This window comes from Nostoc sp. CmiVER01 (genome assembly GCF_034531135.2).
In the GTDB taxonomy this organism is placed as follows: domain Bacteria; phylum Cyanobacteriota; class Cyanobacteriia; order Cyanobacteriales; family Nostocaceae; genus Nostoc.
Genome location: NZ_JAVRBU020000019.1, coordinates 41,020 through 57,023, shown reverse-complemented (window position 1 = coordinate 57,023; position 16,004 = coordinate 41,020). Strand labels below are relative to the sequence as shown.

General features: G+C 41.7%; 18 protein-coding genes and 1 pseudogene. 13 read left to right on the top strand and 6 right to left on the bottom strand.

Features of this window, described 5'->3' with window-relative positions; translation table 11 throughout:
• Nucleotides 1-1,324: 1,324 nt before the first annotated feature.
• Both RMZ43_RS28815 and RMZ43_RS28810 read left to right on the top strand, forming a co-directional pair.
• Nucleotides 1,325-1,996, top strand: a pseudogene (locus RMZ43_RS28815) (S-layer homology domain-containing protein); the annotation flags it as partial.
• A 399-nt stretch (nt 1,997-2,395) separates the two neighbouring features.
• Nucleotides 2,396-3,637: an S-layer homology domain-containing protein gene (locus tag RMZ43_RS28810; RefSeq protein WP_322653705.1), complete on the top strand. Its 1,242-nt coding sequence runs from the start codon at nt 2,396-2,398 to the stop codon at nt 3,635-3,637.
• A gap of 26 nt (nt 3,638-3,663) precedes the next feature.
• Here the strand turns inward: RMZ43_RS28810 and RMZ43_RS28805 are convergent, their stop codons facing one another.
• Nucleotides 3,664-5,010, bottom strand: a complete 1,347-nt coding sequence (locus RMZ43_RS28805; protein ID WP_322653706.1) for a GAF domain-containing sensor histidine kinase — start codon at nt 5,008-5,010, stop codon at nt 3,664-3,666.
• A gap of 283 nt (nt 5,011-5,293) precedes the next feature.
• Between RMZ43_RS28805 and RMZ43_RS28800 the strand changes: the two genes are divergently transcribed.
• Entirely contained in the window at nt 5,294-5,611 is a 318-nt protein-coding gene (locus tag RMZ43_RS28800; protein ID WP_041566316.1) for a DUF3155 domain-containing protein, read from the top strand.
• Between the two features lie 447 nt (nt 5,612-6,058).
• On the opposite strand, the gene RMZ43_RS28795 is transcribed toward RMZ43_RS28800, so the two are convergent.
• Together RMZ43_RS28795 and RMZ43_RS28790 are read right to left on the bottom strand one after the other, a co-directional pair.
• Nucleotides 6,059-6,589 (bottom strand): cofactor assembly of complex C subunit B, encoded by a 531-nt coding sequence (locus RMZ43_RS28795; protein ID WP_322648550.1) that lies wholly within the window; start codon nt 6,587-6,589, stop codon nt 6,059-6,061.
• A 52-nt stretch (nt 6,590-6,641) separates the two neighbouring features.
• Nucleotides 6,642-6,989, bottom strand: coding sequence for a PadR family transcriptional regulator (locus tag RMZ43_RS28790; protein WP_322648549.1), 348 nt, complete (start codon nt 6,987-6,989; stop codon nt 6,642-6,644).
• A 152-nt stretch (nt 6,990-7,141) separates the two neighbouring features.
• Between RMZ43_RS28790 and RMZ43_RS28785 the strand changes: the two genes are divergently transcribed.
• The 6 genes from RMZ43_RS28785 (at nt 7,142) to rpsN (ending at nt 12,056) form a co-directional block, all read left to right on the top strand.
• Nucleotides 7,142-7,336, top strand: coding sequence for a hypothetical protein (locus RMZ43_RS28785; RefSeq protein WP_322653707.1), 195 nt, complete (start codon nt 7,142-7,144; stop codon nt 7,334-7,336).
• Between the two features lie 453 nt (nt 7,337-7,789).
• On the top strand, nt 7,790-8,365 hold the full coding sequence (locus tag RMZ43_RS28780; protein ID WP_322648547.1) for a DUF3611 family protein: 576 nt from the start codon (nt 7,790-7,792) through the stop codon (nt 8,363-8,365).
• Between the two features lie 132 nt (nt 8,366-8,497).
• Entirely contained in the window at nt 8,498-9,778 is a 1,281-nt protein-coding gene (serS, locus tag RMZ43_RS28775; RefSeq protein ID WP_322653708.1) for a serine--tRNA ligase, read from the top strand.
• A 103-nt stretch (nt 9,779-9,881) separates the two neighbouring features.
• Nucleotides 9,882-10,982, top strand: a complete 1,101-nt coding sequence (gene rseP, locus RMZ43_RS28770) for an RIP metalloprotease RseP (protein ID WP_322653709.1) — start codon at nt 9,882-9,884, stop codon at nt 10,980-10,982.
• 24 nt (nt 10,983-11,006) lie between these two features.
• Nucleotides 11,007-11,678, top strand: coding sequence for an endonuclease III (nth, locus tag RMZ43_RS28765; RefSeq protein ID WP_322653710.1), 672 nt, complete (start codon nt 11,007-11,009; stop codon nt 11,676-11,678).
• Between the two features lie 75 nt (nt 11,679-11,753).
• Nucleotides 11,754-12,056, top strand: a complete 303-nt coding sequence (gene rpsN, locus RMZ43_RS28760) for a 30S ribosomal protein S14 (protein ID WP_190939279.1) — start codon at nt 11,754-11,756, stop codon at nt 12,054-12,056.
• A gap of 92 nt (nt 12,057-12,148) precedes the next feature.
• On the opposite strand, the gene RMZ43_RS28755 is transcribed toward rpsN, so the two are convergent.
• Nucleotides 12,149-12,478 carry a hypothetical protein gene (locus RMZ43_RS28755; protein ID WP_012410384.1) on the bottom strand — a complete coding sequence of 110 codons (330 nt, stop codon included), beginning with the start codon at nt 12,476-12,478 and terminating at the stop codon, nt 12,149-12,151.
• Between the two features lie 108 nt (nt 12,479-12,586).
• On the opposite strand from RMZ43_RS28755, the gene aat reads away from it, so the two are divergent.
• From aat to RMZ43_RS28735, 4 genes are all read left to right on the top strand, one after another.
• Nucleotides 12,587-13,162 (top strand): leucyl/phenylalanyl-tRNA--protein transferase, encoded by a 576-nt coding sequence (gene aat, locus RMZ43_RS28750; RefSeq protein WP_322648543.1) that lies wholly within the window; start codon nt 12,587-12,589, stop codon nt 13,160-13,162.
• A gap of 76 nt (nt 13,163-13,238) precedes the next feature.
• Nucleotides 13,239-13,517, top strand: a complete 279-nt coding sequence (locus tag RMZ43_RS28745) for a BrnT family toxin (protein ID WP_322648542.1) — start codon at nt 13,239-13,241, stop codon at nt 13,515-13,517.
• Nucleotides 13,480-13,758, top strand: coding sequence for a BrnA antitoxin family protein (locus RMZ43_RS28740; protein WP_322648541.1), 279 nt, complete (start codon nt 13,480-13,482; stop codon nt 13,756-13,758). The genes RMZ43_RS28745 and RMZ43_RS28740 overlap by 38 nt, the downstream gene beginning before the upstream one ends.
• Before the next feature lie 128 nt (nt 13,759-13,886).
• Nucleotides 13,887-14,105 (top strand): type II toxin-antitoxin system HicB family antitoxin, encoded by a 219-nt coding sequence (locus tag RMZ43_RS28735; RefSeq protein WP_100899697.1) that lies wholly within the window; start codon nt 13,887-13,889, stop codon nt 14,103-14,105.
• A gap of 85 nt (nt 14,106-14,190) precedes the next feature.
• Here the strand turns inward: RMZ43_RS28735 and RMZ43_RS28730 are convergent, their stop codons facing one another.
• Together RMZ43_RS28730 and RMZ43_RS28725 are read right to left on the bottom strand one after the other, a co-directional pair.
• Complete coding sequence (locus RMZ43_RS28730; protein WP_322653711.1) at nt 14,191-15,000, bottom strand: DUF3598 family protein; 810 nt, start codon at nt 14,998-15,000, stop codon at nt 14,191-14,193.
• 57 nt (nt 15,001-15,057) lie between these two features.
• Nucleotides 15,058-15,960 (bottom strand): cell division protein FtsX, encoded by a 903-nt coding sequence (locus RMZ43_RS28725; protein WP_322653712.1) that lies wholly within the window; start codon nt 15,958-15,960, stop codon nt 15,058-15,060.
• Nucleotides 15,961-16,004: the final 44 nt, after the last annotated feature.

The window sequence follows — 16,004 nt, the reverse complement described above, 5'->3', positions numbered from 1 at the left end:
TCCTGTAGTATTAGGTCTTTTAACTCAGGGAGAAAGGATAAAAGAATTTTTAGTTCAAAATATCAATCAAGTATCCACTAACAACGAAATGAGCCTATCTAGTGACCAGCTAATTAGCGCGAATTCACAACCGAAAACATACTATGTTAGTGGTAGTGGAAACGACAAAAATAACGGACTCTCTACTTCAGACGCTTTTAGGACAATTCAAAAGGCAGCAGACCTTACCAACCCTGGCGATACAGTATTGATTATGAACGGCGTATACAAAAATATAGCCAAAGCTGTAAGTGTAGTAAATATTAAACGTTCTGGAAAAGCAAATGCGTGGATTAAGTATAAAGCATATCCTGGACATTCCCCAAAAATTCAGCACAATACATGGAATGGTATCTTGATTTCAAATGGAGCTTCATATATTGAGATCAATGGGCTGGAGGTGATAGGGAACAATGCCAATATCACCCTTGATTATGCGATAAGTCAGAAGACTAACAAAGTAAACCCACTGACTAATGGAAACTGCATCAGCGTTGACGGACGAAAAAATAGTCGTAGTCATCACATCCGTATTCTGAACAACAAAGCGCATGACTGTGGGGGAGCGGGTATTTCAGCGATTCAATCTGACTATGTGACAATAGATAATAACGTAGTGTTCAATAATGCCTGGTATAGCATTTATGGTAATAGTGGTATTTCATTGTTGAACAATTGGAATTCTGACAATAACCGGGGATACAAGATGGTGGTTACCAACAACAAGAGCTACAACAATCGCATGTACATCCCTTGGATTGCAGTCGGGAAAATCACAGACGGAAATGGCATCATTATTGATAGTTCAAGAAATGGCGATCAGAATTTACAAATGAGTCCATATACAGGACGTACTTTAGTTAAAAATAATCTTTCGTTTAATAATGGTGGTTCTGGTATTCATTCATTTTTAAGCGATCATGTGGATATTGTAAATAACACTGCTATTGCAAATAATCAAAGTCCAGAAATTGAAGATGGGCAAATATTTGCTATCAGGTCATCTGATGTCAGAATTTTAAGAAACATTCTTTATGCTTTTCCTGGCAAGGTTATTAATAGTAATTATCAAGCTCAAAATGTTACTTATGACTACAATATCTACCTCAATAGTTCTAAGATAAGTGTTAAGGGGTCTCACGATGTTGTTGCAGACTCAGAGTTTTTAAGTAAGCATCCTACGATTGAAAAAATATTTAACAATTGGAAATCAAAGGTAAATAAACAAAATCCGCCAACGCGGAATAATGTAGAGTCTAAGTCGGCAAGTTTAGTTTGTGAACCAATGACTTATACTTTGCAAAGCGAACCCATCCAAGTGGGATGCTCCTCGACATCTGTGGCTCAAACTCCTACTGCACCTTCGGCTCAAACTACTGCTTTTTCTGATGTTTCATCTAATTATTGGGCGGTACAATTTATTCAACAATTGTCACAACGAGGTGTAATTGCTGGATTTCCTGATGGTACTTTCCGCCCTGAAGAAGCGGTGACACGCGCTCAATTTGCCGCTATGGTCGATAAAGCTTTCAAAAAATCACAGCAACGACAGGCAATCAAATTTTATGATGTGCCTAGCAACTACTGGGCATCAAGTGCCATTCAACAAGCCTATAGCATTGGTTTCTTAGCAGGGTATCCTGGTAATCGCTTTGGGCCTAACCAGGCTATTCCCCGCCAGCAGGTTTTGGTGTCCCTCGCCAACGGTCTGGGATATACTTCTGGTGGCAATACCCAAAGCACTCTCAGGTATTTCAACGATGCCTCTAGGATTGCTAGCTACGCCCGTAGCCCGATCGCAGCAGCAACAGAGAAAGGAATTGTGGTGAACTATCCGAATGTGAAGTCCCTGAATCCAACCGCAACTGCTACTCGCGCCCAAGTAGCAGCTTTTATCTACCAAGCACTGGTTAGTTCTAATCAGGCCCCAGCAATTAACTCCCCCTATGTAGTGTCAAACCCCAGGAATTAACTGCTTGATGTCGTAACTCAATTCAAGTCCTAACTTTAATCATCTCTGATAGGCGATCGCTACTTTAACTATAGTGGGCGATCGCCTTCATTTTTAACCCCAAAAAATCTGTTTTTCAGCAACTATTCTATCTCGGTACCGTCTCATTCAATGTTCATATTTTCTCAAATACTTATTTAATAGTGTTAATCAGTAATAGGCTGATTACACTATTACCTATTGCTAGCTCTGTTGGCAGATATTCTCTGAATTTGACTATCTAATTATATTGTATGTCGGAAGTAATGGTTTTGACAAAAACAGAAATAATTGGGAACCTAATACTTCAGTAAATGTCTAATTAGTTAACAGTAAAAAAACTAATTGTACTGGGATTAAAAATTAATGTTTACTTTAAATAGGTTGCAATCTGGAACAGCTGCACTCATGGCTTTAAGCGTCACAGTCGTTACTGTAGCGCCTTTTATTACAGCTTCACCATCTTTTGCTCAAACTACTTTTTCTGATGTTTCATCTAACTATTGGGCAGCACAATTTATTCAACAATTGTCACAGCGAGGTGTAATTGCCGGATTTCCTGATGGTAGTTTCCGCCCTGAAGAAGCGGTAACACGCGCTCAATTTGCTGCTATGGTCAACAAAGCTTTCCAAAAACCAGCGCAACGGCAAGCAATCAATTTTGCTGATGTGCCCAGCAACTATTGGGCATCCAGCGCCATTCAACAAGCCTATACCATTGGTTTCTTATCTGGTTATCCTGGAAATCGTTTTGAGCCTAACCAAGCTATTCCCCGCCAGCAGGTTTTAGTTTCCCTCGCCAATGGTCTGGAATATAGTCCTAACGCTAATACCGAAAGTACTCTGCAATACTTCAACGATGCTTCTAACATCGCTAGCTATGCCCGTAGCCCGATCGCAGCAGCAACAGAGAAGCAAATTGTGGTGAACTATCCTAATGTGAAATTCCTGAATCCAACTGCAACCGCCACTCGCGCCCAGGTAGCAGCTTTTATCTACCAAGCATTGGTTAGTTCTAATCAAGCCTCAGCAATTAACTCGCCTTATGTCGTGGCTGTCGGGTCTACTACCCCAACGCCTGTAGCTGTGACAATTCCTCAAGGGACTGCTATCCCTGTGAAGTATGATAAAGCAGAAAAAATTCTGGTTACAAAGGATGAAACAGCACCTTTGACATTGACAGTATCCCAGAACGTAGTTACGCAAGACGGATCTGTAGTGATTCCGGCTGGTAGTCAAGTTATTGGTCAACTCAAACCTGCTACAGGTGGTTCTCAATTCGTTGCCGAGAAACTAGTTTTGACCAATGGTCAGGAGTATCAGGTTAATGCTACTTCAGATGTGATTACCAAAACTGAAACCGTCAAGAAGGGTACTAGTATTGGTTCAATTCTCAAAGATACTGTATTGGGCGCAGGTGCAGCAACTGCGGTATCTGCTGTCACAGGCGATCGCGCGATCGCCACAGAAGAAGTCTTAGGTGGTGCTGGTATTGGTGCGTTGGTTGGTCTGTTCTTCGGTAAAAGTAGTGTTGACTTAATCGCTATTGACCCAGATACCGATTTACAAATGACCATCAATCAAAACTTGTTGGTTTCACTAAGATAGTCATTAATCTTTACAAAGGACAAATCCTAAACTTCTGGTAACCAAATAATAAACGTGGTTCCCGGCGCATTAGGTGAAGTTATTTTAGAGTTGATTGCAGGGCTGAAAATCTCGATTTCGCCCTGCATTTGCTCTATTAATTGTTTTGCGATCGCTAACCCCAAACCAGTACCAGGGATTTCTGTTTGCGCTTGTACACCTCGATAATGCCGTTCTCCAAGATGTTCTAAATCCTGGGGGGGAATTCCAGGCCCATTGTCACTAATGACAATCCCTTGAAAATTAGCCTTTTCTTGCCCGGCCTGAATTAAAATTTTGCCACCAGTGGGAGTGTATTTCAAAGCATTATCAATAATGTTAGTTAATACCTCTCGTAATGCTTTGACGTTGGCACGTACTAGGGGTGAATTCTGTTGAATTTCAGTTATTAGTTTTAGCTTTCGCTCTTGGGCGATCGCTTTGGCTGATATTAATAATGGTTCTAATATATCTGCTAACGAGCAGTCAACTGCTTTGTCTCCCGTTCCCGGCAATAATAACGGTGGTTTAGCATCTTTTTGGATAGTTGCTTCTACAAATACTTCTTCGGGGAGATGTAGTGGTGCTAAATCTGCCTCTGTTAAGTTAATTACTTGATCAAATTGTTGCAGCAATTCTTGGAGGCGATCGCTTTCTCGCACAATACTATTTGCCACATTTCGGTTGGTATCTGCTGGTCGCAACCTTTTCAATAGCAGTTTACCAAAAGTCCGCAATGCTGTTAATGGGTTACGAAACTGATGCAACAGATTATCTAGCAAATCTCGCTGTTTTTCTTGGAGAACTTGCTGCTCATGTAATTGCTGCTCAAACCATGCTCGCCGTTGATCTAAAATACAAGCGATCGCCAGTGTTTGGGCTATGCGTTGAATCTGACTTTCTTCGTGTTCATTCCATGCCCGATCTTTCCTACCTGTCACTAGTAACCCCATCATTACACCCTCATAAACCAGAGGTAAAACTATTTGGTTACCACTAAATAGATATTCCTCTTTTAGATGGGGTTGAGACGCATTTGGTATCTCAGACTCCGGTGACGAGGTTGAAGACTCTGATCCTGCTGTCAATAACCTTCTCTGTTGATTAGGTAATATCAACACATTTCCAACTTGAAGTTGCTTGTGTACTGTCGCTTCAGTAGCCTCTTCCCCTGGAGGCAATAATGCTGTTTCCGGGTAAATTACTACAGGAATCAGTTTGGCATCACCCGAAGGAGTTTCTACCAATTCTTGTGTCAGGTACACAATACTTAAAGTTGCTCCCAGCCCTTGGGTTAGTAGCGCTATTTGCTCTCGACATAGAGCCAGAAAATCGGAACTGGCAGACATTAACATTTTTTAGCTTTTGCTCAATATTACAAATTTTGAGGCATGATTAAGAAAGGATACTTAGTTTTACCTCACCCATTTAATAAAGCTTAACTAAAATCTTCTACATGAAAGTTTGTACCAAAGGATTATATCCTTAGGTAGTTTTATTTTACCTATGTCCAAAGATATTAATTTTCTTAAATTAAAAGGTTAAAAACTATTGATATTTTGAACTAGAACCTATATAATTACGACTGATTTTGTAGCTATCACTACAATCTATAGCTTGAAAGAGGAGGACAGTAGATTGGCAAGGAGACGCAAAAGGAAAAGTCGTCGTCGTCAGGAAGGACGGCGGATTTTGGAACATGTGCCTCAATATAGCATCGAAAGTGGCGAAGAAAAACCTGTGACAGCAGCGAGAAGATTCATTCAAGCTGAAGGTATTTTGCCACCCGCCTTGTTACTCGTAAAGCGAAATGAACACACCACAGACCGCTATTTCTGGGCAGAAAAGGGACTGTTTGGTGCTCAATACGTAGAGGAAAACCATTTCTTGTTTCCTAGCTTGAGGGTGTTAGAACCTTCGCCAGGTCAAGAACCTCTTGCTTTAGCTAGTCGGTGAACCATAAATAATCATCTTAGGCATTGAATGTGGCTCCTGACTATCATTAACTGGCAAAATTGCTAAGTTTATGCAAAATTTAATTTTTTTTTAGTTTGGAGTTGATTTGCTTTTTAAGGCTAGTCCAGGTAGTTGGAATTTCAACTTGTGTCAAACCACGCTAGATTGCATGGATTGATACTATTTTGAAGATGCAGAAGGGAGTAGGTATAGAGCCAAGCGCCTCCAAAAGCGCTAGTGAAGTTACGTTTTATGCCATAAATTGTTAAACCTTGCTCTGTCAACAAATTTAAGTTTATGAACTTAAATTTTTCCCCACGACAAAAGTAGTGGGGGTTGACAAAGCAGAAGTTTTAATTTGCTCCTTCCTACTTTCTAATGCCTAAAGAGTAGGTCAGATCAGAAGTCTGCATATCATAGTTAAGAGATGGTCATAAAAACCAACAGTTATTCAGCAGCCTTGAGCTGTAAAATCCTCTGTAACTCGCCCAGTTCATCTCGATGGGCGACTACAGTGATTTTACTTGAGGAGGTTTGTTTGCTCTGAGTTGTTTCTATTTTGAGCAACACCTTCTCAAGTCTTCCAGATTTTTTCCAATAAAATAGACCACTCAAAGGCGACAGCAGTACCATAGGTAGAACAAAGGTACTGAGGTTAGGAAAAAGCAGGTACACGACTAGTGATAGACAAACAATACCAGTCGCTGCTAGCAGAGTTAAAAATATAGCTAAGAACCAACTGGGGCGAACAAAACCTTCAAAAGTCACTTGGTTTTGTTCTCTGTTTACCTCAGCTACTCGGTAAGACCGCGAACGAAAATACTCTTTTAATTGAGACATTAAAGCAGCTTCGTCTTGCTCAGATACCAGTTGTGCTGTTTCTATGCGGTCTTTAGTCGAGGCACGAATAAAGAAAAACAGCCCAACTGATAACAACAAGGTTAGCAGGAACGTAGATGGCAAAATAGCAGTATCCATAACTAATTGTTATTGTTTGACTGGAGGAGACTTATTCATTATCAATTATTCGTTACTTTGTCCTCCTGTTTACGTAGTCAAGCCATTGAAAAGCTAAATCCTGCGCTTGAACTTGCCATTCTGGAGAAACTTGGTACATTCGCCTGGGGCGTCCTCGTCCTTCGAGTTTCTTCCAATATCCAGTGATTGCCCTTTCATCTTCCAGAAATTTGATTGCACTATAAAGTACGGTATCCGAAAGTCTATAGGTTGGATATTCAGTTTCTAATCGCTCAATCAACTCGGTTCCGTAAGATTCACCTTGTAACAAAACAGACAGTATGTAACAAACTGCTACTTCCTGACAAAGGTAAGTTGGCGGAGGATTCTCAAAGAATTGATATATATCCTCAAGTTTCATGGTTAGTGAATGGCTAAAAAAATGCCTTAGGGTAGGGTCTACAATCCTTGTAGCCAGTATATAGTGCTACTGCTAAGTGAGTAATATATATAAAGCTACTTAGGCTAGATATCCATTGTGTAAATACGAAATAATTACCCACAACTTCACAGGTGTGGGACGAGTTTGCGTGTTTAGGGGCACAAAATAGTGTATCCCTACTCAAGCTCGATACGGGTGGTGAGGAGCGAACAGACAGTGGCAAAGTCACTGTCTTGGTGTTAAGTAATGCCGAGCTAGTTAGAACTGCTGAAGCAATAAAATGCCATCGAAGAAATTTTACAGGTAAAATGCTATTTTGTCTGTAAAAGTTCATAAACACTTTGTTTTACAGTGATTTTCCCAATGCGAATTCTAAAAGTTTACGCTAGGGGATATGTCTGGGTTAAAGCTGCTACGGCAGTAGAAACACTTAAGCAGTAACCGTTACTGATTTTCTCAACAAGAGAATCTTTTGTCTCTTATGGCAGGTGTGATAGTAAATTTATCAAAGAAGACCTCAAGGCGGGGGAAAGAAGACCTGACAATTCAAGTTATATGATAAAAGCCCACGAAAAATTTAACCCCCTAGTCCCCTTCCTGCTTCCTAAAGCGGGAAGATTCAAAGTCTCTCTTCTAAAAGGAGAAAGAAATAGAAGTGAGGTTTTCTAGATGCCGTGAAAAGTCAGAAAGAAGGGCGAAAGGCGTGGAAAAAGAACTCTCCGTGTCTTTGTGTCCTCTTCCGTGCCCCTTGATCAAGCACCCAGCAAATTGGTATTACTATGTCACAAATCCCTGATGCCCCATCATCTTCCTCAACTCTGCGGGCAATTGCCCAAATATTTCGTCTCTTCGGTTGGAGTAGCTTCTGGATTCAGTTAGCTTTAGGTGTAGTTTCTGGCGTGATTTTGCTGGCTAACAGCCTTTTTGGTCGGAATATTGGTAGCACTAATAATGCGGGAACAGGTTTTGGTGTCTTATTAGAAGTTTGTGGACTTTTGGCATTGGGTGGAGGCATTTATTTAGCTTACCGTTACACCAGAATTGGCAATCAACTCCAATCCTCTAATCCCAGCAACCGCCCCCGGAAAAGTGAGACTGTACAAGTGTTACGCTTAGGATTGTGGGTGAATTTGGGGGGAATATTATTAACTCTATTAGGGGCGCAAGCAATTGTAGGTAGTTTTACGCTTAGGGCTTTGTCTCAAGGTCAATTGATATTTTCTGCCCAAGCGAATCAAGCGATTATCAGTGGTTTAGATATGTTTGTGGTTTTAGCAAATATCCAGACTTTACAAGCCCACTTTGCTGGACTGTTAGCATCACTTTGGCTACTCAATCGCATCAACCGACCTTAGTTTAGGAGTCAAAAGTCAAGAATTACTAGGTTCTTCTCTCCTCATTCCCCTCTTTTGACTTGGGTGCATAATTGGCTATATGCTGCTGAAATGTTGGCTGGAAGATAATAGGCTAAAAACTGAGAAAAATTTGTGCTGGATATCAAGCAAATACGGGAAAATCCGCAATTAGTTCAAGAACGATTGGATAGTCGTAGTGGTAAATACGACATCGAACCGATTTTACAGTTAGATCGGCAACAACGGGAACTTGAGGGAACGCGCAGTCAACTCCAAGCTCGTAGCAACGAAATTGGTAAAATTGTCGGGCAAAAGATTAAATCTGGGATAAATCCTCAAGACCCAGAAATTCAGACTTTGCGGGATGAAGGTAACTCTGTCAAAGCTACATTGAGTGAACTCGAACCCCAAGAAAAAGACCTTAAAGCTAAAATTGCTCAACTTGTGTTGGCACTTCCTAACTTACCAAGCGACTCTACACCCCTTGGTAAAAATGAGGAAGATAACATAGAAGTACGTCGTTGGGGTGATGAGTACATTCCTCAAAATCCGAATATTCTCCCTCACTGGGAAATTGGCGAAAAGCTGGGTATTCTTAATGTTGAACGGGCTGTAAAAGTTGCCCAAAGTCGCTTTGTAACTTTAATAGGCGCTGGTGCGGCATTGGAAAGGGCATTAATTCAATTTATGCTGTCTCTCCATACTCAAGCTGGTTATGTGGAAGTCAGTCCGCCTCTGTTAGTGAATACCGAGTCTTTGACGGCGACCGGTCAGTTACCCAAGTTTGCAGAAGAAAGCTTTAAATGCGCTGATGATGATTTGTGGCTGATTCCGACGGCGGAAGTTCCAGTTACAAATTTATACCGGGGTGAAATTCTCGCTGCTGAAAACTTGCCTATCTATCACTGTGCTTTTACTCCCTGCTTTCGCCGCGAAGCTGGTAGCTATGGACGCGATATGCGGGGGTTAATTCGCCTGCATCAGTTCAACAAGGTGGAAATGGTGAAATTTGTCGAACCCAGTACATCTTTTGATGAATTGGAAAAATTGGTAGGGAATGCAGAAGCAATCTTACAGGCGTTGAAGTTGCCTTACCGAGTAGTAAATTTAAGTACAGGAGATTTGGGATTTGCTGCTACCAAAACTTATGATTTAGAGGTTTGGTTGCCCTCTTCTGGCAAATACCGCGAAATTTCTAGCTGTTCCAATACTATAGATTTCCAGGCGCGGCGGGCTGATATTCGCTTCAAAGAGGCGGGAAAAAAAGGCACTCAGTTCGTACATACCCTCAATGGTTCGGGTTTGGCTGTGGGAAGGACTATGGCAGCAATTTTAGAAAATTATCAGCAACCTGATGGGACAGTAAGAATACCAGAAGCGCTGCAACCTTACTTGGGGCGTGAAGTATTGTAATTAGTCATTAGTCTTTTACCAATGCCCCATGCCCAATGCCCAATACCCAATGCCCAATTAGAATGGAGATAACTATAGCTTAATATTTTCACTAATTTACTCTATGTCAGTTTTAGCAGCGATCGCAGTTTTGGCTGTTTTGATTTTGGTACACGAGTTGGGACATTTTGTTGCAGCCCGTTCTCAAGGCATTCTCGTTAACCGTTTTTCTTTGGGTTTTGGCCCAGTTCTTCTTAAGTATCAAGGAAAGCAAACCGAATATGCTGTCCGCGCCTTTCCCTTGGGCGGCTTTGTGGGCTTTCCCGATGATGACCCCGATAGCGATGTTCCACCCAATGACCCAAATCTACTACGTAACCGTCCAGTTTTAGATAGGGCGATCGTTATTAGTGCTGGAGTAATCGCAAATTTAATATTTGCCTATTTAGTGTTAGTTCTGCAATTGGGTATCGTCGGCATTCCCAAGGAATTAACCTATAAAGCTGGTGTCGCCGTACAGCCTGTTAATCAAGAATCTGTTGCTTATCAAGCAGGAATTCGGGAAGGAGATATTATTCTGGCTGTTAACGGTCAAGAACTCCCGGCTTCTGAAAAGTCAACTCCTTTGCTGACAAAAGAAATTCAAACTCATCCCAATCAGCAAATTGAACTGAAAATTCTGCGTGACAACCAACAACAAACTCTGAAATTAACACCAAAATTGGGAGCCGATGGTAAAGGTGTAGTTGGTGTGGCACTTAGTCCAAATGCTACGGCAGTTTATCGCCGTCCTAATAGTCCTTTTGAAATTTTTGGGATTGCTGCTAACAGATTTCAACAATTATTTGTTGGTACACTCAGTGGTTTTGGGCAATTAATTACTAACTTTCAACAAACTGCTGGACAAGTTTCTGGGCCAGTTAATATTGTCAAAATCGGTGCAAAATTAGCTGAAGACAATAGCGCAAATCTGTTGTCTTTTGCGGCAATTATCAGCATTAACTTGGCTATTATCAATATTTTGCCTTTACCAGCTTTGGATGGCGGACAACTCGCTTTTCTGCTGATTGAAGGTTTACGCGGTAAGCCTGTACCAGCCCGGATTCAAGAAGGTGTAATGCAAACCGGTTTGGTGTTACTCTTAGGGTTAGGAATTTTTCTGATAGTCAAAGAAACTACTCAATTAACTAGTCAATTAGAGTGGGTGCAAAGATTGTTCCAGTAGAAAATAGGGAGTGGGGAGTAGGGAGTGGGGAATAGGGAAAAGGAAGTTTTACCTTTGAAGCAACGGGCGATAGAAATTTTAGCTAGGCTAAAGCGTCTTTATCCAGATGCTACTTGCTCTTTGAACTACTCAACGCCAGTACAATTGTTGGTGGCAACTATTCTCTCTGCTCAGTGTACTGATGAGCGGGTGAATAAGGTGACACCAGCTTTATTTGCTCGGTTTCCTGATGCTGAGAGTTTAGCGATCGCTGACTTGGTAGAATTAGAAAACCTAGTGCGTTCAACAGGGTTTTATCGCAATAAAGCTAAGAACATTCAAGCTGCCTGTCGAATGATTGTTAGCGAATTTGACTCTGTTGTGCCTAACCAAATGGAGCAATTATTAAAGCTTCCAGGTGTGGCGCGGAAGACAGCCAATGTAGTCTTGGGTCATGGTTATGGCATTAATGTTGGGGTGACGGTAGATACTCACGTTAAGCGCCTTAGCGAACGTTTGGGTTTAACCCAAGCAAAAGACCCCGTTCGGATTGAGCAAGATTTAATGGGTTTATTGCCACAACCTGATTGGGAAAATTGGTCAATTCGGCTGATTTATCACGGTCGTGCTATTTGTAAAGCACGCTCTCCCGTCTGCATTGCTTGTGAACTTGCCGATTTATGTCCTGCTGCTAATAAGCCAGTGGTTGTAGGATAAGCGACACAAGTAACCCCAGAATTGATGGAGAGACTGTAGAATGGAGAACGGTGTCTTTAAATAAGTTAGAGAATAATGGCAAAAAAGAGCATGATTGAGCGCGAGAAAAAGCGCACGAAGTTGATAGAAAAGTATGCTGACAAGCGGGAAGCTCTTTTAGAAGAGTTCAGAAGTGCAGCATCTCCCCTAGATAAGCTGGAAATCCACCGGAAGATTCAACAACTACCCCGGAATAGTGCGCCCACCCGCCACCGCAATCGTTGCTGGTTGACTGGTCGTTCTAGAGGTGTTTACCGCGATTTTGGACTGTCTCGGAACGTGCTAAGAGAATGGGCGCATGAAGGTCTATTGCCTGGAGTTGTTAAGTCTAGTTGGTAGTTAAGAGTCAGTAGAGACGCGATTAATCGCGTCTGTACAATGGTCATTGGTAAATAACAAAGGACTAATGACAGAGGACAAATGACAAAATATTATTGACCACAACACTTATCAATTCCCAGACTTTCTAAGAGTAGATCGCTGACGGCGTTAGCGATCGCAAACTCTCCATAGAAGCTATTGGAAAAATCATACGACTGCATCTCTGTGACAATGGCAATTACCAGAGAACCAAGGTCGTTTTCTCCTTCCATCCGTTGACGCACAAAAATCTGTGCGGCTCGTTGGGCAATGTTTTGGTTGACTGCTTCGGGGATAAATTCTGTATCTAGCCACCGTTGTAAGCGTTCTCGTAACCATTCACCTTCGAGGAGAGGGTTTTCGGGTGGTGGTAGGGTAATGGGGGGAATTGGTTGAGTCATTTTTTTTATTTTAAACGCAGAGGGACGCAAAGGGAAACGCAGAGGAACGCGGAGGGTGATTGATAGGATCGGATGGCGTTTCTATGAGTGTTTTTTTTATATTTATTTATGCAATATGATATCGCGGCTATTGTTGGGGGTTATGCACAAGGCTATTTTCTCATGGCTGATGAGCGCGATCGCCTGAGTTGGTATGCAAGTCGCGATCGAACTTTTATTCCTTTGGATGAACGGTTTCGCTACCCTAAGTCTTTGCAGCGTGTCTTGAATCAAGAGCGTTTTAGTGTGGCTATTAATCGGGACTTTCAAGCTGTGGTGGCTGGGTGTGCTGACAGAGAGACAACTTGGATTTCACCGGAATTACAAAAGATTTACTGGCTACTTTACCAGAGTGGTTATGCTTTTAGTTTTGAAACTTGGCAGGGTGACGAGTTAGCTGGGGGAATTTTAGGGATTGTTATTGGTGGGGCTTTCATTGGAGAGTCGATGTTTTACCGGATTCCCGAAGGCTCGAAGGTAGCGATGGTAAAGTTGGTGGAAAGATTGCGTCAAAGGAAATTTGTGTTTTTTGATGGCCAAATGATGAATCCGCATTTGAAGAGGTTTGGGGCTTATCGGGTTGAAGATGAAGAATATCAAGGTTTACTTAAGCAAGCATTGGAACGTCGCTGTTTTTTACTATAAAAATAAATGGATTTCTCATTCATCTGTAATAAGCGATAATGGGCTTAACTGTTTATGTATTGCTCATTAAGTCTTCATGCAGTTTGAGTGGGACGAAACAAAGAATCTTGAAAATATTCGTAAACATCGAATTGATTTTGCAGATGTCCCCGGAATGTTTAATAATTCCATGCTGATTGAGCTTGATGAGCGTTTTGATTATGGCGAAGATCGCTGGATCGGAATCGGCTTTTTAGGCAACGGTGTAGCGGTTGTCGTTTGGGCAGAACGGCAGAACAACATAATCCGCGTTATTTCAGCACGAAGGGCAAACCGATATGAGCGTCAACGACTTGAACAATACCTCACGTACTGATTGGGCTGCATTAGAGGCGATGACAGATGAGGACATTGATTACTCAGACATTCCACCATTGAGCGATGAGTTTTTTGAAAATGCCACGCTGAGGATTCCCGCAACACGAGCTAGTGACCTGATTGAGTTAGATTCAGAAGTGATAACGTGGTTTCGTAAACAAGGTGCAGAGTACAAAACACTAATTAACTCAGTTTTGCGCCGTTACATTGAAAACAGTGGCGATCAAGGTGCACGCTAACAATAACTTTACAGCAAACGGTCTACCACTTATCCCGGTAAAGATGGAGACGATGTGCCAATCTATCTAGAAAAACAGTTAGCAAGTTTATTAACTGAACTCCAAGAGTTAAGGGAGGACGAGGATTCATGAATCGATACAGTATGATTCTTCAATGGTCTGATGAAGATCAGCTTTTCCTAGTCACCATTCCAGAGTTTGCCGATCGCGTTATTATGCCTTGCACTCATGGCAAAACTCGTGAGGAAGCTATTCGTAATGGCGAAGAAGTGATTGAAATGTACTTGGAAGCTTGGCAAGTAGAAGGTGAATCTATTCCTGAACCTAGTACGCTTCAAATTGCCTGATTACCATTCCAAAACCAAAGAAATGTTTACTGCTTATATGCCTCTAGTGAACTGTGGGGTGTTGGCGATCGCACTCTCAAATCCCTTAGACTTTTTCTTCAGTAACTAATGTCAAACTAATCCATTCGCCTTTATCGTTATAGCTGCGAATCATCCTCTGGCGCAGGTTTGGCTGGATTAACCAACCCGCTTCCAAAAATAATGGTTGACGCAATTGCACCTTTAGAGGAGAAGTTGCAGAAGCGCCATCAGGTAACAATAATACTTGTACTTGCTTTTCGGGATCTTGGTCAAAGAGAACGATGGAACCTTTGATGGTAGCAGTTGAGGTAATTGTACGCTCGCCAAAAGAGGTACTTTGAATTAATCGCCCAGTATCATTAAGTTGTATTTTCAAAGTTGTAGAGTAAATATCAGGCGAACGCAAATCTCGATATATTGTTACTGCTTGCCCTTGCCATTCTCCCAACAAATCATTTATCTGCAAAGGTGGACGTTCTGTTGCTGCGGTTCTGGCTAGATGTTCTCGAATTAGAACTAGTCTACTTAGATTACCAGTCTTATCAAACAGTTGCACCAGGCGTAAGCGGCGATTTTCATGAACAAAAGCGAGTTCTGCACCAAATTCTGAAAATGGCCCTAGCTGAATTAAACCCTCAGAAAATGAACCATTTTCAAAAAAAAGTAGACCCCCTCCCACAGAACTATATTCTCTAATTACATCATCTCCTCCTGAACGGCTTAGAGTTAGGCGTACTGTCTGGTTATTGTTTAAAGCTTCTAGGGAAAGATGGCTAGGAGCATCGTTAAGAAGTGTACCTTCGGGAGAAAAGTTGGTAAATGAACCTTCCCATACACCGAGATTTTGCAGAAAACATTCCCATTGTGATTTCATAAGATTTTGTCATTAATCATTAGTCATTTGTCCTTTGCAATGTCCAATGATTAATGATTAACCTTTGGCAAAACGTCGGACAGCGAATAAGCTTCCCATTAATCCTACAGCTGCACCGAAACTTAAGAGAATTAGGGGCAATAATAAAATTTGGGCTGGAGTGAGTTGCACTCCGTTGGTGATAGCTTGAATAAATTCAGGTTGATTGGCTAGCAACTTACCGAGAAACTGTTGAATCAGAGAAATGAAACTCCAAGCGATCGCACCACCAACTAAACCGAAGGTAATCCCTTGTAAAATAAACGGGAGGTAAATCCAAGCAGAGGTTGCTCCCACTAGTTGCATAATTTCAATTTCCTGGCGTCGCGCCATGACAATCAGCCTAATTGTCGTAGTAGTCACTGCGATCGCTGTTAAAGTCAGAATAATCGTAATTGTTAAAGTAATCCAATTTAGACCTTGGTGCAATTGGGCAATGCGTTTAACCGCTTCATCCACATACTGCACCGTCTCAACTCCCGGCAATTTGGCCAACTCCGTTGCTAAAGTTGGTACAACTTGAGAATTACGCGCCTTCACCTTCATCTCATCAACCAAAGGATTCTCACCTAGCTGCTGCGTAGCCCCCTCTATATCAGAAATTCTCATTTCCTTAACTAACTTAGTCCAAGCTTGTTCTTTGGTAATACTTTGTATCGCCGCCACCTCTGGCATTGTTGCGATGAGTGACTCCATGCTTTCGGCCCGCGTATCCGGTTCGAGATAAACTGAAACTTCTAGCTGACTACCAAACTGATAAAGGAGTTTTTCAACTTGCCAAGAGGTTTGCAAACTCAAGCCAAATAAAAACAGTAACACTGTTACAGTACTTACAGCTGCCCAATTCATCCAACCTCCCCGCAGTAAACCGAGGAAAGTTTCTTTTAGCAGATAGTCAAGTTTCGTAAAAGATTTAAACACACATCACCTCGAAATTTGAATGAACTTAGCGTGTTGACGTTAAG

What these genes read in the sequence shown, in the direction of transcription:
- rpsN (WP_190939279.1), top strand. Translation starts at nt 11,754, where the DNA reads ATGGCAAAAAAGAGCATGATTGAGCGCGAGAAAAAGCGCACGAAGTTG.
- aat (WP_322648543.1), top strand. Translation starts at nt 12,587, where the DNA reads ATGCAATATGATATCGCGGCTATTGTTGGGGGTTATGCACAAGGCTAT.
- RMZ43_RS28805 (WP_322653706.1), bottom strand. Translation starts at nt 5,010, where the DNA reads ATGTTAATGTCTGCCAGTTCCGATTTTCTGGCTCTATGTCGAGAGCAA.
- RMZ43_RS28730 (WP_322653711.1), bottom strand. Translation starts at nt 15,000, where the DNA reads ATGAAATCACAATGGGAATGTTTTCTGCAAAATCTCGGTGTATGGGAA.
- rseP (WP_322653709.1), top strand. Translation starts at nt 9,882, where the DNA reads ATGTCAGTTTTAGCAGCGATCGCAGTTTTGGCTGTTTTGATTTTGGTA.
- RMZ43_RS28790 (WP_322648549.1), bottom strand. Translation starts at nt 6,989, where the DNA reads ATGAAACTTGAGGATATATATCAATTCTTTGAGAATCCTCCGCCAACT.
- RMZ43_RS28745 (WP_322648542.1), top strand. Translation starts at nt 13,239, where the DNA reads ATGCAGTTTGAGTGGGACGAAACAAAGAATCTTGAAAATATTCGTAAA.
- RMZ43_RS28740 (WP_322648541.1), top strand. Translation starts at nt 13,480, where the DNA reads ATGAGCGTCAACGACTTGAACAATACCTCACGTACTGATTGGGCTGCA.
- RMZ43_RS28755 (WP_012410384.1), bottom strand. Translation starts at nt 12,478, where the DNA reads ATGACTCAACCAATTCCCCCCATTACCCTACCACCACCCGAAAACCCT.
- RMZ43_RS28780 (WP_322648547.1), top strand. Translation starts at nt 7,790, where the DNA reads ATGTCACAAATCCCTGATGCCCCATCATCTTCCTCAACTCTGCGGGCA.
- RMZ43_RS28810 (WP_322653705.1), top strand. Translation starts at nt 2,396, where the DNA reads ATGTTTACTTTAAATAGGTTGCAATCTGGAACAGCTGCACTCATGGCT.
- RMZ43_RS28795 (WP_322648550.1), bottom strand. Translation starts at nt 6,589, where the DNA reads ATGGATACTGCTATTTTGCCATCTACGTTCCTGCTAACCTTGTTGTTA.
- RMZ43_RS28735 (WP_100899697.1), top strand. Translation starts at nt 13,887, where the DNA reads ATGAATCGATACAGTATGATTCTTCAATGGTCTGATGAAGATCAGCTT.